At 72.9% G+C, this 16,148-nt stretch carries 15 protein-coding genes and 1 pseudogene; 4 read left to right on the forward strand and 12 right to left on the reverse strand.

The genetic code is table 11. The annotated features are described in order from the left end of the window. Positions 1–91 precede the first annotated feature (91 nt). Positions 92–604, reverse strand: a pseudogene (locus ACGFR7_RS26690) (DUF2264 domain-containing protein); the annotation flags it as partial. A gap of 292 nt (positions 605–896) precedes the next feature. Here ACGFR7_RS26690 and ACGFR7_RS26695 point away from each other — a divergent pair. After that, complete coding sequence (locus ACGFR7_RS26695) at positions 897–1,883, forward strand: hydroxyacid dehydrogenase (RefSeq protein WP_393324531.1); 987 nt, start codon at positions 897–899, stop codon at positions 1,881–1,883. A 129-nt stretch (positions 1,884–2,012) separates the two neighbouring features. Here the strand turns inward: ACGFR7_RS26695 and groL are convergent, their stop codons facing one another. Together groL and groES are read right to left on the reverse strand one after the other, a co-directional pair. After that, on the reverse strand, positions 2,013–3,638 hold the full coding sequence (gene groL / locus ACGFR7_RS26700; RefSeq protein WP_088798377.1) for a chaperonin GroEL: 1,626 nt from the start codon (positions 3,636–3,638) through the stop codon (positions 2,013–2,015). Positions 3,639–3,773: 135 nt separating this feature from the next. Further along, the gene (gene groES / locus ACGFR7_RS26705) at positions 3,774–4,082 is read right to left on the reverse strand and encodes a co-chaperone GroES (RefSeq protein ID WP_030089482.1); all 309 of its coding nucleotides are present in this window, start codon (positions 4,080–4,082) and stop codon (positions 3,774–3,776) included. 547 nt (positions 4,083–4,629) lie between these two features. On the opposite strand from groES, the gene ACGFR7_RS26710 reads away from it, so the two are divergent. Then, positions 4,630–5,988, forward strand: coding sequence for an FtsW/RodA/SpoVE family cell cycle protein (locus ACGFR7_RS26710; RefSeq protein ID WP_393324534.1), 1,359 nt, complete (start codon positions 4,630–4,632; stop codon positions 5,986–5,988). 321 nt (positions 5,989–6,309) lie between these two features. Continuing rightward, positions 6,310–7,521 carry a methyltransferase domain-containing protein gene (locus tag ACGFR7_RS26715; RefSeq protein ID WP_393324126.1) on the forward strand — a complete coding sequence of 404 codons (1,212 nt, stop codon included), beginning with the start codon at positions 6,310–6,312 and terminating at the stop codon, positions 7,519–7,521. A gap of 72 nt (positions 7,522–7,593) precedes the next feature. Here the strand turns inward: ACGFR7_RS26715 and ACGFR7_RS26720 are convergent, their stop codons facing one another. From ACGFR7_RS26720 to tsaB, 4 genes are all read right to left on the reverse strand, one after another. Next, the gene (locus tag ACGFR7_RS26720; RefSeq protein WP_393324129.1) at positions 7,594–7,959 is read right to left on the reverse strand and encodes a hypothetical protein; all 366 of its coding nucleotides are present in this window, start codon (positions 7,957–7,959) and stop codon (positions 7,594–7,596) included. Positions 7,960–8,080: 121 nt separating this feature from the next. Continuing rightward, positions 8,081–9,217 (reverse strand): tRNA (adenosine(37)-N6)-threonylcarbamoyltransferase complex transferase subunit TsaD, encoded by a 1,137-nt coding sequence (tsaD, locus tag ACGFR7_RS26725; RefSeq protein ID WP_393324132.1) that lies wholly within the window; start codon positions 9,215–9,217, stop codon positions 8,081–8,083. Positions 9,218–9,222: 5 nt separating this feature from the next. Further along, positions 9,223–9,903, reverse strand: coding sequence for a GNAT family N-acetyltransferase (locus tag ACGFR7_RS26730; protein ID WP_393324135.1), 681 nt, complete (start codon positions 9,901–9,903; stop codon positions 9,223–9,225). Then, positions 9,900–10,610 (reverse strand): tRNA (adenosine(37)-N6)-threonylcarbamoyltransferase complex dimerization subunit type 1 TsaB, encoded by a 711-nt coding sequence (gene tsaB, locus ACGFR7_RS26735; protein WP_393324137.1) that lies wholly within the window; start codon positions 10,608–10,610, stop codon positions 9,900–9,902. The genes ACGFR7_RS26730 and tsaB overlap by 4 nt, the downstream gene beginning before the upstream one ends. Before the next feature lie 141 nt (positions 10,611–10,751). Here tsaB and ACGFR7_RS26740 point away from each other — a divergent pair, with 141 nt between their 5' ends. Next, positions 10,752–11,321, forward strand: a complete 570-nt coding sequence (locus ACGFR7_RS26740; RefSeq protein WP_393324140.1) for a hypothetical protein — start codon at positions 10,752–10,754, stop codon at positions 11,319–11,321. Positions 11,322–11,387: 66 nt separating this feature from the next. Here ACGFR7_RS26740 and ACGFR7_RS26745 read toward each other — a convergent pair whose 3' ends face one another. The 5 genes from ACGFR7_RS26745 to ACGFR7_RS26765 form a co-directional block, all read right to left on the reverse strand. Continuing rightward, positions 11,388–11,651, reverse strand: coding sequence for a hypothetical protein (locus tag ACGFR7_RS26745; RefSeq protein ID WP_393324143.1), 264 nt, complete (start codon positions 11,649–11,651; stop codon positions 11,388–11,390). Between the two features lie 283 nt (positions 11,652–11,934). Beyond that, the gene (tsaE, locus tag ACGFR7_RS26750; RefSeq protein ID WP_393324146.1) at positions 11,935–12,471 is read right to left on the reverse strand and encodes a tRNA (adenosine(37)-N6)-threonylcarbamoyltransferase complex ATPase subunit type 1 TsaE; all 537 of its coding nucleotides are present in this window, start codon (positions 12,469–12,471) and stop codon (positions 11,935–11,937) included. Positions 12,472–12,612: 141 nt separating this feature from the next. Continuing rightward, a complete protein-coding gene (locus tag ACGFR7_RS26755; RefSeq protein ID WP_393324149.1) occupies positions 12,613–13,947 on the reverse strand; it encodes an alpha/beta fold hydrolase in 1,335 nt (444 codons plus the stop codon). Next, positions 13,944–15,131, reverse strand: coding sequence for an alanine racemase (gene alr / locus ACGFR7_RS26760; protein WP_393324151.1), 1,188 nt, complete (start codon positions 15,129–15,131; stop codon positions 13,944–13,946). The genes ACGFR7_RS26755 and alr overlap by 4 nt, the downstream gene beginning before the upstream one ends. A 59-nt stretch (positions 15,132–15,190) precedes the next feature. Further along, complete coding sequence (locus tag ACGFR7_RS26765) at positions 15,191–16,057, reverse strand: L,D-transpeptidase (protein ID WP_393324154.1); 867 nt, start codon at positions 16,055–16,057, stop codon at positions 15,191–15,193. Between the last annotated feature and the right edge of the window lie 91 nt (positions 16,058–16,148).

A 16,148-nucleotide genomic window follows, 5' to 3' on the forward strand; every position in this document is an offset into this window, starting at 1 on the left:
CCGCCGGCATCTGGCACAACTGGACCACCGGCGCCAAGATCAAACGATCCCTGATCGCCTTCGACCACTGAGAACATCGGACTCATTCATCTAGGGCGGGCAGCAGCCAGTCGGCGACGCGGGCGCGGACCCCGTCGTCGAGGGTGTCCCACAGCCAGGGGCGGGTCAGACGCAGGCCGAGGGCGAGCGAGGCGGCTTCGACACGGGCCTGGCGGACGGCACCGATACGGGGCCAGGAGTCGGGGTCCGCGGACGTCAGCTCCCGTGCGGCGGTGGGACACCGGGTGCCCGCGGCCAGGCCCTCGGCGTAACGGGAGAGGTGGGCGTGCGGGTCACGGCCGTTGTTGCCGGCGACTCGGAGGGCGGCGAGCAGGAACGTGCGGGCGAAGCCTTCGAGACCGTCCGAGCGGGGTCCGGAGGAGCTGGGGCGGGGTCCTGGCAGGGTGATCAGGCCGTGGCACGGGGAGGCGTAGGGGGCGGTGGCGTGCAGCAGCCCGTCGGCGACCGCCTCCCAGTGGGCGCGGGTCCAGCCGGTGTACGCGCTGCGGCGGCGGTCCTCGGGCGGGAGGCGGAAGGGATGGCGGCGGTGGGGGTGCTCGGGCATGGCGTCCCCTGGGGCGGAGGATGACGACCGGCCGGGACGGAGGATGACGACGGCCGCCGGGAATCCTTCAGGCGCGGCTGACCGCCCGTCAAGAGAGCGCCGCACGGGCAAGAGAACGCCGCACGTCAGGGGAACGCCCCGGGCAAGAGAACGCCGCACGTCAAGGAACGCCACACGTCCCAGGGAACACGGAGGAGAGCGCATGACCCCACCGTCACACCACCACGACGGGCAGGCCGAAACGGCGGTGAGCACGCCCGGCGCAGCGAACCGGCCCACGGTGCTCCTGGCGATGGGCCCCGGCATCGCCGAACGGCTCCTGGACGCCCGCCACCACACCCGTCTCGCGGCCCTCGCCCGTACCGACCCCCACCTCGTCGCTCACGAGCTGGCCGACCCCTCCCCCGCCGTCGCCGCCGCCCTCGCCGAGGCCGAGGTGCTGCTCACCTGCTGGGGCGCCCCGCGGCTCACCGGCCGGGTGCTGGACGCGGCCCCCCGGCTGCGTGCCGTCGTGCACGCCGCCGGCTCGGTCAAACACCACCTCACCGACGCCTGCTGGGAGCGCGGTATCACCGTCGCCTCGGCCGCCGCCGCCAACGCCCTCCCGGTCGCCGAATACACCCTTGCCGCGATCCTCTTCGCCAACAAACGGGTGCTGCACGCCGCCCACCACTACCGCGGCCTGCGCAGCGCCCACGACTGGCACCGGGAACTCGGCGCCGCCGGCAACTACCGCCGCACCGTCGGCGTCATCGGCGCCTCCCGCATCGGCCGCCGCGTCATCGAGCTGCTGCGCCCGTTCGATCTGCAAGTCCTGCTGCACGACCCCTACGTGACCGACGCCGACGCCACCGGGCTCGGCGTGCGGCCGGTCCCCCTCGACGCCCTCTGTGCCGGCAGCGACATCGTCACCGTGCACGCCCCCCAGCTGCCCGCCACCCGCCATCTGCTCGGTGCCCGCGAACTGGCCCTGCTGCCCGACGGCGCGACGTTGATCAATACTGCCCGCGGCTCGCTGGTCGACGGGGCGGCCCTGCTCCCCGAGCTGGTGTCCGGCCGCCTGCACGCCGTCCTCGACGTCACCGAGCCCGAACTCCCGCCCGCCGGCTCCCCGTTGTACGAGCTGCCGAACGTCCTGCTCACCCCGCACGTGGCGGGGTCGCTGGGCACCGAACTCCACCGCCTGGCCGATCACGCCCTGGACGAGCTCGAACGCTACGCCCGGGGGCGGCCGTTCACCGATCCCGTACGGCCGGAGCAGCTGCCCCACTCCGCCTGACCACCCCGGACCGGAGGTCCCGCCCGCACGCACGCACGCCCCGCCTCCGCGCAAACGGAAGACCCGGCCCCCGCACACGGCAGGGACCGGGTCTCGTACGTCAGGCAGCGAACCGCCCGGCGTGCTGCGTCAGTGCGCGTGCCCGTGGCCGTGACCGGCCTCGGCAGCGTCGTCCTCCGCGGGCTTCTCGACGACCAGGGTCTCGGTCGTCAGCAGCAGCGAGGCGATCGACGCGGCGTTCTCCAGGGCGGAGCGGGTGACCTTCACCGGGTCGATGACGCCGGCCTTGACCAGGTCGCCGTACTCGCCGGTGGCGGCGTTGAAGCCGTTGCCCTTGTCCTGCTCGGCGACCTTCGCGGTGATGACGTAGCCCTCGAGGCCCGCGTTCTCCGCGATCCAGCGCAGCGGCTCGACGGCGGCGCGGCGGACGACGGCGACACCGGTGGCCTCGTCGCCCTCCTTGCCGAGGGAGCCCTCCAGCACCTTGGCGGCGTGGACCAGAGCGGAGCCACCACCGGAGACGATGCCCTCCTCGACCGCGGCGCGGGTCGCAGAGATGGCGTCCTCCAGACGGTGCTTCTTCTCCTTGAGCTCGACCTCGGTGGCCGCACCCACGCGGATGACGCAGACGCCACCGGCGAGCTTGGCCAGGCGCTCCTGGAGCTTCTCGCGGTCCCAGTCCGAGTCGGTGGACTCGATCTCGGCCTTGATCTGCGCGACGCGACCGGTGACGTCCTCGGACTTGCCGCCACCGTCGACGATGGTGGTGTCGTCCTTGGTGACGGTCACCCGGCGGGCGGTGCCGAGCACGTCCAGACCGGCCTGGTCGAGCTTGAGGCCGACCTCCTCGGCGATGACGGTCGCACCGGTGAGGGTGGCGATGTCGCCGAGCATGGCCTTGCGGCGGTCACCGAAGCCGGGGGCCTTGACGGCCACGGCGTTGAAGGTGCCACGGATCTTGTTGACGACCAGGGTCGACAGGGCCTCGCCCTCGACGTCCTCGGCGATGATCAGCAGCGGCTTGGAGGCACCGGCCTGGATGACCTTCTCCAGCAGCGGCAGCAGGTCCTGGATCGAGGAGATCTTGCCCTGGTGGATCAGGATGTACGGGTCCTCGAGGACGGCCTCCATCCGCTCCTGGTCGGTGACCATGTACGGCGACAGGTAGCCCTTGTCGAAGGCCATGCCCTCGGTGAAGTCCAGCTCCAGGCCGAAGGTGTTGGACTCCTCGACGGTGATGACACCGTCCTTGCCGACCTTGTCCATCGCCTCGGCGATGAGCTCGCCGACCTGCTTGTCCTGCGCGGACAGACCGGCCACGGCGGCGATGTCGGTCTTGTCGTCGATCGGACGGGCGGTCGCCAGGAGCTCGTCGGAGACGGCCTTGACGGCGGCGTCGATGCCCTTCTTCAGGGCGGCCGGGGAGGCGCCGGCGGCGACGTTGCGCAGACCCTCGCGGACCAGCGCCTGGGCCAGCACGGTGGCGGTGGTGGTGCCGTCACCCGCGATGTCGTTGGTCTTGGTCGCCACCTCCTTGACGAGCTGGGCACCCAGGTTCTCGTACGGGTCGTCGACCTCGACCTCACGCGCGATGGTGACACCGTCGTTGGTGATCGTGGGCGCGCCGAACTTCTTGTCGATGACGACGTTGCGGCCCTTGGGGCCGATCGTCACCTTGACCGTGTCGGCAAGCTTGTTGACGCCGCGCTCAAGGGCGCGACGGGCGTCCTCGTCGAACTTCAGGATCTTCGCCATGGGTTGCTTCAAGTCCTCTCATTGCGATCCTCGGCCACGACGTGGGGACCGCTGTCGCTCAAACGAACTGCGCCCCTGCCCCGGGTTGTTTAGACGCGGGAACCAGGGGCGCAGATCACGGCAAAACTGGGTGACTTACTTCTCGACGATCGCGAGCACGTCGCGAGCCGAGAGAACGAGGTAGTCCTCGTTGTTGTACTTCACCTCGGTGCCGCCGTACTTGCTGTAGAGCACGACGTCGCCGACGTTGACGTCGAGCTCGACGCGCTTGCCGTCCTCGACACGGCCCGGGCCCACGGCCAGGACGACGCCCTCCTGGGGCTTCTCCTTGGCGGTGTCCGGAATGACCAGGCCCGAGGCCGTGGTCTGCTCGGCGTCGAGCGGCTGGACCACAATGCGGTCCTCAAGCGGCTTGATGGCAACCTTGGAGCTGGTGGTCGTCACGATCCGACCTCCCCCTTCGGAGATCTCACGGGGTTAACTGTCTGAGGTGGCGACCAGGTCGATCCGTCGTCGCGGGTGCCGGACCTGCCCGTCGCTGTGTGTCTGGCACTCCCCACTGGAGAGTGCCAACGCCGAGACTATGACGCGGTTAGCACTCGGTCAAGCGGAGTGCCAGCGCGGCGGGGTGCGCTTGTCTCCGCTCGGGTTGACCGGCCGCCCCGGGCCGGGGCCGACGACAGGCCGCACCCCGCCGGGCCGGCGCCTGCCACGGCGGTATCAGGGCGGGATCGGGACGGAATCAGGACGGCGCCGGAGCGGGACGGAAGCCGGAGTACGGGCACGTTCCCATCGAATCGGACACACCTTCCCCTTCCCCCGCAACCGCGCCACCTGCTGCCTCGTCTATCTCCCTGACTGCCGGGCCGAGGAACCGGGCACATCCCGGCCGGCCCGCGGCCTCGACGATCAGTGGCGGAGGACACCCGTGCGTGGACAGACCAGCGTTCCCCGGGCGGCCCGGCAGCGGGAGAGCGACGCCGAACGCACCATGACGTTCGCCGCGCTGGCCCAGGCGCCGGACCGCCGGCGGACCGAGGCATGGCTGCTCGCCCTCGCCGTACTGATCGCGGACTTCGGGTACGCCTTCACCGGCCTGTCGATGACCGGCAGGCTGCCCGGCGGGCTGACCGGCTTCGCCGTCAGCATGTTCTTCGTGGCACTGGTCCCGCACCTGGTCCTGCGCCGCTTCGCGCCCCGCGCCGATCCACTGATCCTGCCGCTGGCGACGCTGCTGACCGGGCTCGGCCTGGTGCTGCTGCACCGCCTGGACGTCACCTATGCGCAGACGCCCCGGCTGAAGATCGCCGAGGCGGCGAGCGGGCAGCTGGTGTGGACGGTGATCGGGGTGGCGGTCTGTGTCGCGATCCTGCTGGTGCTGCGCGATCACCGCGTCCTGCAGCGCTACATCTATCTGACGATGGCGGTCGCGCTGGTGCTGCTGATGGCCCCGGCCTTCTTCGGCGCCGATATGTACGGCGCCAAGCGCTGGATCCTGCTCGGGCCGCTGTCGCTGCAGCCCGGCGAGTTCGTGAAGATCATGATCTCGGTGTTCTTCGCGGGCTATCTCACCGTCAACCGCGATGCCCTGGCACTGGCCGGACGCCGCGTCCTGGGCGTCCAACTGCCCCCGGGGCGGCAGCTCGCACCGATCTTCACCATCTGGGTGATCAGCCTGCTGGTGCTGGTCTTCGAACGGGACCTGGGCACCTCGCTGATCTTCTTCGGCGTCTTCGTGATCATGCTGTACATGGCGACCGAGCGCACCAGTTGGGTGCTCTGCGGCCTGGCCATGGCCGCGGTCGGCGCCACGGTCGTCGGCTCCACGGAACCGCACGTCAAGGGCCGGATCATGGCCTGGCTGCACCCGATGGACATCTTCCTGCCGGAGCAGCAGCGACCGCCGGGACTGATCTCCGACCAGGCCGCGCAGGCGCTGTTCAGCTTCGGCAGCGGCGGCATCTCGGGCAGCGGCCTCGGCCAGGGCCACCCGGAGCTGGTCGGCTTCGCCGGCAACAGCGACTTCATCCTCACCACCGTCGGCGAGGAGCTGGGGCTGGCCGGCGTGATGGTCGTGATCATGCTGTACGTCCTGCTCGCCCAGCGCGGCCTCCGCGTCGGGCTGACCGCCCGCGACCCGTTCGGCAAGCTGCTCGCGGTCGGGCTCTCCGGCGCTCTGCTGCTCCAGGTCTTCGTCGTCGCCGGCGGCGTCACCGGCCTGATCCCCCTCACCGGCAAGGCCCTCCCCTTCCTCGCCAAGGGCGGCTCGTCCCTCGTCGCGAACTGGGTGATGGTGGCCCTGCTCTTGCGGATCAGCGACCATGCGCAGCGCCGGCGTGAGCCGGCGTAGCCGACCCCACGTTCGCGTCTTCCCCGCCGGGCCGCTGCGCTTTGCCTCCGGCGCACATTTTTGGCTTTCCCGCCGTTGCTCCCCCACTGCTGTGATCGACGCCCGCCCCCGCCCACCTCACCTACTCACCCACGGGAGGGGACGGGCCCACAGCCCCGCGCAGCGGACCCGGCCCGCCGCAGGCGAAACAAGGAGAAACCCGCACGGCGGGAAGGCCAAAAGCGAGCCGAGGCAAAGCGCAGCGGACCGGCCCGCCGCCAGGCGAAAGCAAGAGAAACCCCCACGGCGGGAAAGCCGCAAACGTGGGACGACAATGGCACCGTGAACGACCTAGACGCTTTCGCCGCCCTGCTCGCCCCGGAGGGGCAATCGCTGCTGGCCGAGCTGCGGGACCACTCCCCGTCGGACGAGCTGGCGGCAGCCACCCGGCTACGCCGTGACCACCCCGCGGCACTGGTCTCGGCCGCGCTGGGCCAAGCCCGGCTACGGCAGCGCGCGGCGGCGAAGTTCGGGGCGGACGCGGGGCGGATGTACTTCACGCCGAACGGCGTGGAGCAGTCCACCCGCGCCACGGTCGCCGCGCACCGCGCGGCCCGGCTCGCCGCGCTGGGCGTCCGTACGCTGGCCGATCTGTGCTGCGGTATCGGCGGCGACGCGATCGCGCTGGCCCGGGCCGGTATCCGGGTGCTGGCCGTCGACCGCGACCCGCTGGCCTGCGCCGCGGCCCGGGCCAACGCCGAGGTGCTGGGGCTCGCGGAGCTGATCGAGGTGCGCTGCGCGGACGTGACGGAGGTGGACACCGCCGGGTATGACGCGGTGTTCGTGGATCCGGCGCGGCGCAGCAAAGCCAGGGGCGGCCGAGTCTTCGACCCCGAGGCGTACTCGCCCCCGCTGTCATGGGCGATCGAGGCGGCCCGCAAGGCTCCCGTCGCGGCGCTGAAGATCGCGCCCGGGGTACCGCACGAGGCGCTGCCCGAGGACGCCGAGACGGAGTGGATCTCGGACGGGGGCGACGTCAAGGAGGCCGTGGTGTGGTTCGGCGGGGCGCAGGACGGAGCGGGGCGCATCACGCCGGGCGGCCGCCGGGCCACGCTGCTGCCGGCCGGGGACTCGCTGCTGGGCGCTGGGCTGCCGGACCCCGAGCCGGGGCCGGTCGGGGGCTGGTTGTACGAGCCGGACGGGGCGGTGATCCGCTCCCATCTGGTCGCGGATGTCGCCCGGCGGATCGGCGGGCGGCTGATCGATCCGACGATCGCGTACCTGACCACGGACCGGCCGGCCGAGACGCCGTATGCGACCGCCTACGCGATCACCGATGTGCTGCCGTTCCACGTGAAGCGGCTCAAGGCGCTGCTGCGGGAGCGCGAGGTCGGCATCGCGGTGATCAAGAAGCGCGGCTCGGCGGTGGAGCCGGAGGAGCTGCGCAAGAAGCTGAAGCTCGGCGGCGGGCGCAACTCCTGCACGATCTTCCTGACCCGGGTCGCCGGCGCCCCCATGATGCTGCTGGGGCACCCGGCGGCGGACACCTGCTGACCGGCGCTCACGCCGGGCCGCTGCCGGGCTCACGCCGGGCCGGTGCCGCCTCACACCGGGCCGGTGCCGGCCTCACGCCAGGTCGGTGAGGTCCTCGGCGTAGATCTGGGAGAGCGGCTGCGGGCCGATGTACTGCTGGCAGGTGCACTGGCCCGCCTCGTACTGCACCGGCTTGTGGTCGGCGTCCCAGGCGACCGCGACCTCCACCAGCTCATGACACTTGCCCTTTTTGTCATGCTTGGCGAGGTGATGGGTGCAGCCGCACACCGGCTGCGGCGGCTGCTGCGCGGCGGCCAGTTCCTGCCGCTCCTGACGGGCGGTCTCCAGCCGCTCCATCTTGCGATCGTGCCGCGTGCGCAGCGCCGTACGGGCGGTGTCGGCGACCTTCGCGAAGCCGCCCGCCATGAAGAAGATGAAGACCCACCAGAACCAGTCCACAGCCTGCCGCCTCCCCACGTGCGCGCCCGGTGCTGCCTGCCAGGGTAAGACCTCGGGCCGGACCTCGGGCCAGGGGAGGCGCGAGGACTCACAGAACGACAGAACGCGCCCTCGCCCGGCCTCAGGAGTAGAGGTTGTGCTTGCTCACCTCGTGGACGTGGTCGTGGCCGTGGTGGTGCGGGGCGGCGGACGGCTCCTCGCCGGTCTCCCCGGGCACATGCGGTTCGGTGACCGGCAGGGAGGAGTCGGCGGAGAGGTCCCAGGCGGACGCCGCCCGGCCCCGTGCCACCATCTCCGCGCCCAGGGCGGCGACCATCGCACCGTTGTCGGTGCACAGCTTGGGCCGCGGCACCCGCAGGGTGATCCCGGCGTCCTCGCAGCGGCGCTCGGCCATCGCCCGCAGCCGGGTGTTGGCCGCGACCCCGCCGCCGATCATCAGGTGGTCCACCCCGTTGTCCTTGCAGGCCCGGACGGCCTTACGGGTCAGCACGTCCACCACGGCCTCCTGGAAGGACGCCGAGACGTCCGCCACCGGCACCTCCTCGCCGGCCGCCCGCTTGGCCTCGATCCAGCGGGCGACGGCGGTCTTCAGGCCGGAGAAGGAGAAGTCGTAGACCGGGTCGCGGGGGCCGGTCAGTCCGCGCGGGAAGCGGATCGCGTCGGGGTTGCCCTCGCGTGCGTAGCGGTCGATGACCGGACCGCCCGGGAAGCCGAGGTTCAGCACCCGTGCGATCTTGTCGAAGGCCTCGCCCGCCGCGTCGTCGATCGTCGAGCCCAGCGGCCGCACGTCGGAGGTGATGTCCGGGGCCAGCAGGAGGGAGGAGTGGCCGCCGGACACCAGCAGGGCCATCGTGGGCTCGGGCAGCGGGCCGTGCTCCAGCTGGTCGACGCAGATGTGCGAGGCGAGGTGATTGACGCCGTAGAGCGGCTTGCCCAGGGCGTAGGCGTACGCCTTGGCGGCCGAGACGCCGACCAGCAGCGCACCGGCCAGGCCCGGTCCCGCGGTGACCGCGATCCCGTCCAGGTCGGACGCCGCGACCCCGGCGTCCTTCAGCGCGCGCTGGATGGTGGGGACCATCGCCTCCAGGTGGGCGCGCGAGGCCACCTCCGGCACCACGCCGCCGTAGCGGGCGTGCTCGTCGACGCTGGAGGCGACCGCGTCGGCGAGGAGGGTGTGGCCGTGGACGATGCCGACACCGGTCTCGTCGCAGGAGGTCTCGATGCCGAGGACGAGCGGTCCGCCGCGTGAGTCAGCCATGAGTGTCAAGTTCCTTGTACGGAGGGTGCTTCGGAGGAGGTCTGGGTGGTGCGCCGCATGACCAGGGCGTCGACGTTGCCGGGCTGGTAGTAGCCGCGGCGGAAACCGATCGGCTCGAAGCCGAAGCGCTCGTAGAGGCGTTGGGCGCGCACGTTGTCGACCCGCACCTCCAGCAGCACCTCGTGGCATTCGAAGGCCGTCGCGGCACCGAGGAGTTCGGTCAGCAGCCGGGCGCCGAGGCCGGTGCCCCACATCTCGCGGGCGGTGGCGATGGTCTGGATGTCGCCGGTGCCGTCGACGGCGGCCAGCCCGCCGTAGCCGACCAGCCGGCTCTCCCGCCCGCCGCCCGGCCCTCCCCGAGCTCTCAACTCCGTTCGAGCAGGGGAGACCCCCGTCCCCTCATCGGCGCCTTCCCCGGACGCTGCCCGGGGGTCCTCCCGGCGCGGCGGCACCTCCAGTTCGGCGACGAGGTAGCGGCGGGTGGCGTACGGGCCGCGCGCATGGGCCAGCTCGGACCAGAACATGCCCGGCGACCAGGCGTCCTCGGGGAAGAGCTCCCGTTCCAGCTCCAGCACCGGCGCGATGTCCCACCAGCGCATCTCGCGCAGCACCGCACCGGGCTCAGCGGCCCCGCCGGGCGGCGGGGGCGCCACCGGGCGCCGGTCGGACGACGGGCGGGTGGTCACCGGGGAGTGACCACCTTGTAGTTGGCGGGCACCTGGGCGTCCGGGCGGCGCAGGTACATCGGCTGCGGGGGCGGCAGCTCCTCGCCCGCGGCCAGCTTCGCGGCGGCCAGCGCGGCCAGCGCCCCGGCGGACTGGTGCTCGGGGGCCTCGCGCCGCAGTCCGGTGAAGACCGTGTCGTAGAGCACGGCGCCCGCGCCCACGGCGGGGACGCCGGCCACCTGGTCGGCGATGTCCGCGGGGCGGTCGACGGCGGGCTCGGTCAGGCGGGTGATCGGGGGGGGCGCGGCGGAGCCGCTCGTCGCGGGGCGGTGGCCGGACGAGGGGCCGGCCCCGTAGCGCGCCCAGTAGACCTCTTTGCGGCGGGCGTCGGTGGCCACGACGAAGGGCTCGGTGAGCCCGGAGGCGTAGGCGAGGCCGTCCAGGGTGCACAGGCCGTGGACGGGAACGCCCAGGGCCGCCCCGAAGGTCGCGGCGGTCACCAGGCCGACCCGCAAGCCGGTGTACGGGCCCGGGCCCACGCCGACCACGATGTCGCTGACGGCATCGAGCTTCAGCCCTGCCTCGGCCAGCACCCGGTCGACGGCGGGCAGCAGCAGCTCGCCGTGGCGGCGCGCATCCACCTGGCGGGACTCGGCGAGGACCCGGGTGCCGTCGTGGAGCGCGACGGTGACGGCGGGGGTGGCGGTGTCAAGAGCTAGCAGCAGCACGTCCTTAAGACTACGGCTCGGCCGGAGGTACCTGTCGCGGTGCTACCGTCGCCCCCGTAGCCCAGCAGCAAGCAGCCCGGCATTCCCAGGCCCGGGGCTCCCCGCCACAGGGCAGGGAGAGGGAGGAAAGGTGGCACAGCGGTGCCCGCTAAGAGCAGCACGATCGTCACCGCGCTGACCACGGCTGCCGTGGTCGTGGTCGGTGTGCTCGGCTACCAGGCCGCGGCGTCCGCTCCGGACACCCTCACCCAGACCCGCAAGGACACCCGCCACAGCGTGCCCAAGAGCCCGCCGGAGCACGGCGGCAAGAAGGACAAGACCCCCGCCGCTGCCCCGGTCCCGCCGTCGTCCGGCACGGGCCGGCGGATCGTCTATTCGCTGGACGCCAAGCGGGTCTGGCTGGTCGGCGCGGACGGCAAGGCGGCGCGTACGTATCCGGTCACGCCGAGCCCGGTCAGCCCGCCGCTGGGCGCCTATGCCGTCCGCTCGCGCTCGGTGAGCGTCACGGGTTCGGACGGCATCGCGATCGAGCATGTGGTGCGGTTCGCGAGTGTGGAAGGCGTCACCGTCGGCTTCAGCGCGGCCGTCGACGGCTCCATGCCCGACCCGGGCTCGTCGAAGCGGACCGGCGGCATCCGGGAGTCGCGGGCCGACGGCAAGGCGATGTGGGACTTCGCGCTGCACGGCACCAAGGTCGTCGTGGTCTCCTGACCCGCACGGCCCCGGCCGGTGGCGGCTCCGGCCGGTTCCGCAGGCCGCCGCATTCGCCCCTACGGGCTACGCCGCGTCGCGGCCCGGGGTGGACGCGGCTCCGGGCCCGTCCCGGTCCTCGTCGTCCGCTTCCGGCGCGCCGGACGGGTCCGCGGGCTTGTCCCGGCGGGCTTCCTCGGCGGCGTCCGGGGGCGTGGAGACGGCGCTGGCCGCGGCACCGGCCGCCAGCAGTTCATTCATGGTCGGCGTCTCGCGCGCGGCGCACGCGGCCGCCGCGACGGGGGTGCCCCCGCGCCCTTCAGGCGTGGTGGAGGGCTGGTGGGCCGACATGGACGCCTCCCGGGGCTCCTGGGACGAGCGACAGAAGCTAGGCTCGCTACTTAGGCAGACCTAACTGGGGTCTCCACCCATGTCACCACGGCCGGCACCAGGTACGCAACATCTTACCGACGGCTTGTCGGAAACTACCGGGCGGTGTTGTCCGGATCGGCGCCCGCCGGTTCGGCGCCGGGTCCCCCGCCGGCGCCGGCGGCAGGCCTCGGGACGGCCGCCGGCAGACCTCGGGCTGCCGCCACCGGGCCCCGGCCTGCCGCCGGCAGGCCCCGGACGGCCGTCAGCAGGTCTCCAGCGCGAGCAGGCCGGCGTCCGCCCAGCGTGCGCCGAGGCCGGTGACCGTCACCTCGCGCACATCGTCCACGTCGTCCTCGGGATGCCCGCCCGCACCACCGGGCGCATCCGCACCCACGGCGCGCCCGATGACCACGTGCAGCCGGTCCTCGGACAGCTCCTCGACCTTGCCGTCGCCCCACTCCACGACCACCACCGACTCCGGCAACGAGACATCGAGGTCCAGGTCCTCCATCTCGTCCAGCCCGCCGCCGAGCCGGTACGCGTCGACATGCACCAGCGCGGGGCCGCCGGTCAGCGAGGGGTGCACCCGGGCGATGACGAAGGTGGGCGAGGTCACGGCGCCGCGTACGCCCAGCGCCTCACCCAGGCCACGGGTCAGCGTCGTCTTGCCTGCGCCCAGCTCACCGGTGAGCAGTACCAGGTCGCCGGGGCGCAGCAGCGGGGCCAGCCGGCGACCCAACTCCTGCATCTGTTCGGGGGACTTGACGGTGACATGCGCAATGGCTCCGGTGGTGCTCATGCCGCAAATGGTACGTCCCGCCCGCCGCCCGGCCACCGCCCCTCATCGACACCGCTGCGGGACGGCGGCCCTGGCGCTCCCCCGGCCGGCGCCCGCCGGTCCCGGGTGCCTCTCAAGCCCCGGCGCCTCAGCCCCGGACTCTCAGGCGCGGGCGTGCCGCGAGCTGCGGGCCGCCACGCTCGCCCGCTCCACCAGCGACACCAGATGCTCATTGACCAGCTCGGGCCGCTCCAGCATCACCAGATGCCCGGCGCCGGGCACACACACCAGGTCCGCGTGCGGCAACACCTCGGCGATCGTCCGGCTGTGGTCGGCAGGAGTGATCAGATCGCTCTCCCCGGCGAGCACCAGCGCGGGCACCGCGTCGTACGCCACCAGCGCCTCGGTCTTGTCGTGCACCGCGAACGCCGGGAAGAACTCGGCGACCACATCGATCGGGGTCGCCTCGATCAGCCGCTCGCCGAAGCGGGCGATCCCCGGGTCCACCTTCTCCGGCGTCCCGAACGAGTACCGCTTGATCAGCCCCGCGAAGAGATCGGCGGTGGCCCGCCGCCCGCGCTCGACGATCTCGCGCTGCCAGCCCAGTGCCTTGAGGACGCCCGGCGCGAGCCAGTGGAAGGCCTTGACGCCCATGGACGGCAGCCCGAAGCCGACCTCGCTGAGCCGGCCAGCCGAGGTGCCGATCAGGGCCACCCCGACCACCCGTTCCGCGACGTACTCGGGAAACTGGTCGGCCAGCGCCATCACCGTCATCCCGCCCATGGAGTGCCCGACCAGCACGATCGGCCCCTCGGGCACCGCGGCGTCCAGCACCGCCTTCAGGTCCCGGCCCAGCAGGTCGATGGTGACCGGTTCCGTGCCGTCGATCTGGCCGTGGCCGCGCGAGGAGCGGCCGTGGCTGCGCTGGTCCCAGTGGACGGTGCGTACCGTGCCGCGCAGCGCGGAGCGCTGGAAGTGCCAGGAGTCCTGGCTCAGGCAGTAGCCGTGGCTGAAGACGACCGTGGGAGCCGCGGAACGCCGCCCCAGCGCCGCCGTCAGGCGCTTGCGCAGACCGCCGTGGGCCTCCTGCGCGGCGCGGGCCTCCTTGCCGCGGACCGGCTTGGCCGACCGGTCGTTCTTGCCGTGCTTACCGTGCTTGCCGTTCACCGCGCCCTTGGCCGCCGCGTCGTCCTTCTCCGGCGGGCCCGGCTCGTCGACCTCGTAATACAGCTCGGTGCCGTCCTCGGCGATCGCGGCGCCCGGGGTGCCGCGCAGCGTGCCGTACGGGCCCGCGGCATCCAGCGCGAGCCGGGCGCGGCGCCGCATCCCGCGGCCGACCGTCAGCCGCTCTATCGCCACACCGGCCGCGGCCCCCGCCGCGACCACGCCGATCGCGGCGCCGGCGACACCGGCGTGCCGGCCCGCCCGGGCCCAGTTGCCGGCCACCTCGGCCGCGGTCTCGACCGCCTGCGCGGCGGCTTCCTGTCCCTCGGTCATGCCGTACCCCCCGTGAGCGCGCTGTCTCCTACGGCTTCGCTCCCCGTGCCGCTGTCCACATAGACGCGTGGCACCCGGGATCCGATCCGGGTGACGATTTCATACCCGATGGTTCCGGCCACCCGGGCCCAGTCCTCGGCGGTCGGCTCACCCCGGTCCCCGGGGCCGAACAGCACGGCGAGATCGCCCGGCTCGGCGCGCTCGGCGCCCAGGTCGACCACGAACTGGTCCATCGCGATCCGCCCGGCGACCGTCCGCCAGGCGCCGGCGACCAGCACGGGACCGACGCCGGAGGCATGCCGCGGGATGCCGTCGGCGTAGCCGAGCGGGACCAGCGCCAGGGTGGTCTCGCCGGACGTCGTGTAGTGGTGCCCGTACGACACGCCGTGGCCGCCCGGGACGCGCTTGACCGACGCGAGCGAGGCCTCCAGGGTCATCGCCGGCCGGAGCCCGAAGTCCTGGGAGGTGCCGACCTCGGGGCTGGGCGAGATGCCGTAGATGCCGATGCCGGTGCGGACCAGGTCGAAGTGCGCCTCGGGCAGCGTCAGCAGCGCCGGGGTGTTGGCGATATGCCGCACCTCGGGGCGCAGCCCGGCCGTCTCGGCGGTCTTCAGCGCCGCGTGGAAGACGTCCAGCTGGGCGGCGATCGAGGGGTGGCCTGGCTCGTCGGCGCAGGCGAAGTGCGACCAGACGCCGGTGACGGTGACCGTGCCCTCGGCCTCGGCGGCGCGGGCCGCGGCGGTCAGTTCCGGCCAGGCGGCGGGCGGGCAGCCGTTGCGGCCGAGGCCGGTGTCGACCTTGAGCTGGACGCGGGCGGTGCGGCGGCACGCCCGCGCCGCCGCCCGCACCTCGTCGAGCGCCCACAGCCCGCTCACCGCGACGTCGATGTCCTGCTCGATCGCCCGCCGCCAGGGGCCGCCGGGCGTCCACAGCCAGCACAGCAGCCGCCCGGTGTCACCGGCCGCCCGCAGCGCGAACGCCTCCTCGGGCAGTGCCGTGCCCAGCCAGCCCGCACCGGCCTCACGGGCGGCGCGCGCGCAGCGCACCGCCCCGTGCCCGTAGCCGTCGGACTTGACCACGGCCATCAGCTCTGCCCGGGGTGCGCGGTCCCGCAGCGCACGGACGTTCGACCGCACGGCGGCGACGTCAATGGCGGCACGGGCACGCTTCACTGTCTCGTTCATCCCCCTCAGTGTCGCAGGCGACATTGCGCAACCCCGGGGGACGGGCGGGAAAACCGTGCTCACACGCCGGGTTTCCGCCCCCAGACGTGCACGATGTCGCCCTTCTTGAGCACTTCCCAGGCCCTGCGCGCGTCCGTCATGGTGAGGTTGACGCAGCCGTGCGAGCCGGCCCCGGAGAAGATGTCCTCGTGGACGCCGTGCAGCGCCTCCCCGCGGTCGAAGAACTGGGCGTACGGCATGGAGGTGCCGTACAGGTTGGAAATGTGCCGTCGGTGCCGCAGATAGATCCGGTACGTACCGGTACGGGTCTCCATCGTCGGCGCACCGGAGCGGATCGCCACCGGGTCGAGGATCACCCGCCCGTCCTGCTGCACCCACATCAGCTGCCGGTTCAGATCGACGCACACGGTCCGCTCGGCCCGGTCGGGACAGTGACCGGCCCGGTTGGGGTCCTTCCTGGCGCGCATCACCCGCACCATCGCCCCCGTGACGGGCCCCGCGAATCCGGACGCCGGCGCGATACGGTGCGCCTGCTGGAACCGCCGGATCGCCCGGCAGTCCCCCGCACTCTGCCGCCCGTCGGCCTCGCGCCCCAGATAGCGCTCCGCCTGCCGCTGGTAGGGCCCGGTGGCGGCACTGCAGCGCAGCGCCCGGGTGCCGGGGCGCTGCGCCTCGGACCGCGGCACGTACTCGATGCGCAGCTGCCGTCCAGGCCCCCGCACCGTGCGCGGGATGCCGGGGACCAGGCCGGACGGTCCGTACGCGGCGGACGGCTGCGGCACGGTCACCTCGGACGGCTGCGTCACGGCCCGCGCGGACGCATGCCTCACGGCCACGGTGGGCGACGGTGCCACGGCCACCGCGGGCGGCCCGGCGACAACGAGCAACGAGGCGCAGACCAGCAGCGCCGGAAGAGTGCGTTTCATGCCCTCACGCATGCCGTGGCGCCGCGGCCGTTCGGCCCGCCGGGCGCCAGGTTCGCCCTGGTGCCCGCCCCATTCCCCCGCGGGGCGTAAC

Origin of the sequence: Streptomyces sp. NPDC048516 (genome assembly GCF_043199875.1) — a bacterium.
Taxonomy (GTDB): Bacteria; Actinomycetota; Actinomycetes; order Streptomycetales; family Streptomycetaceae; genus Streptomyces.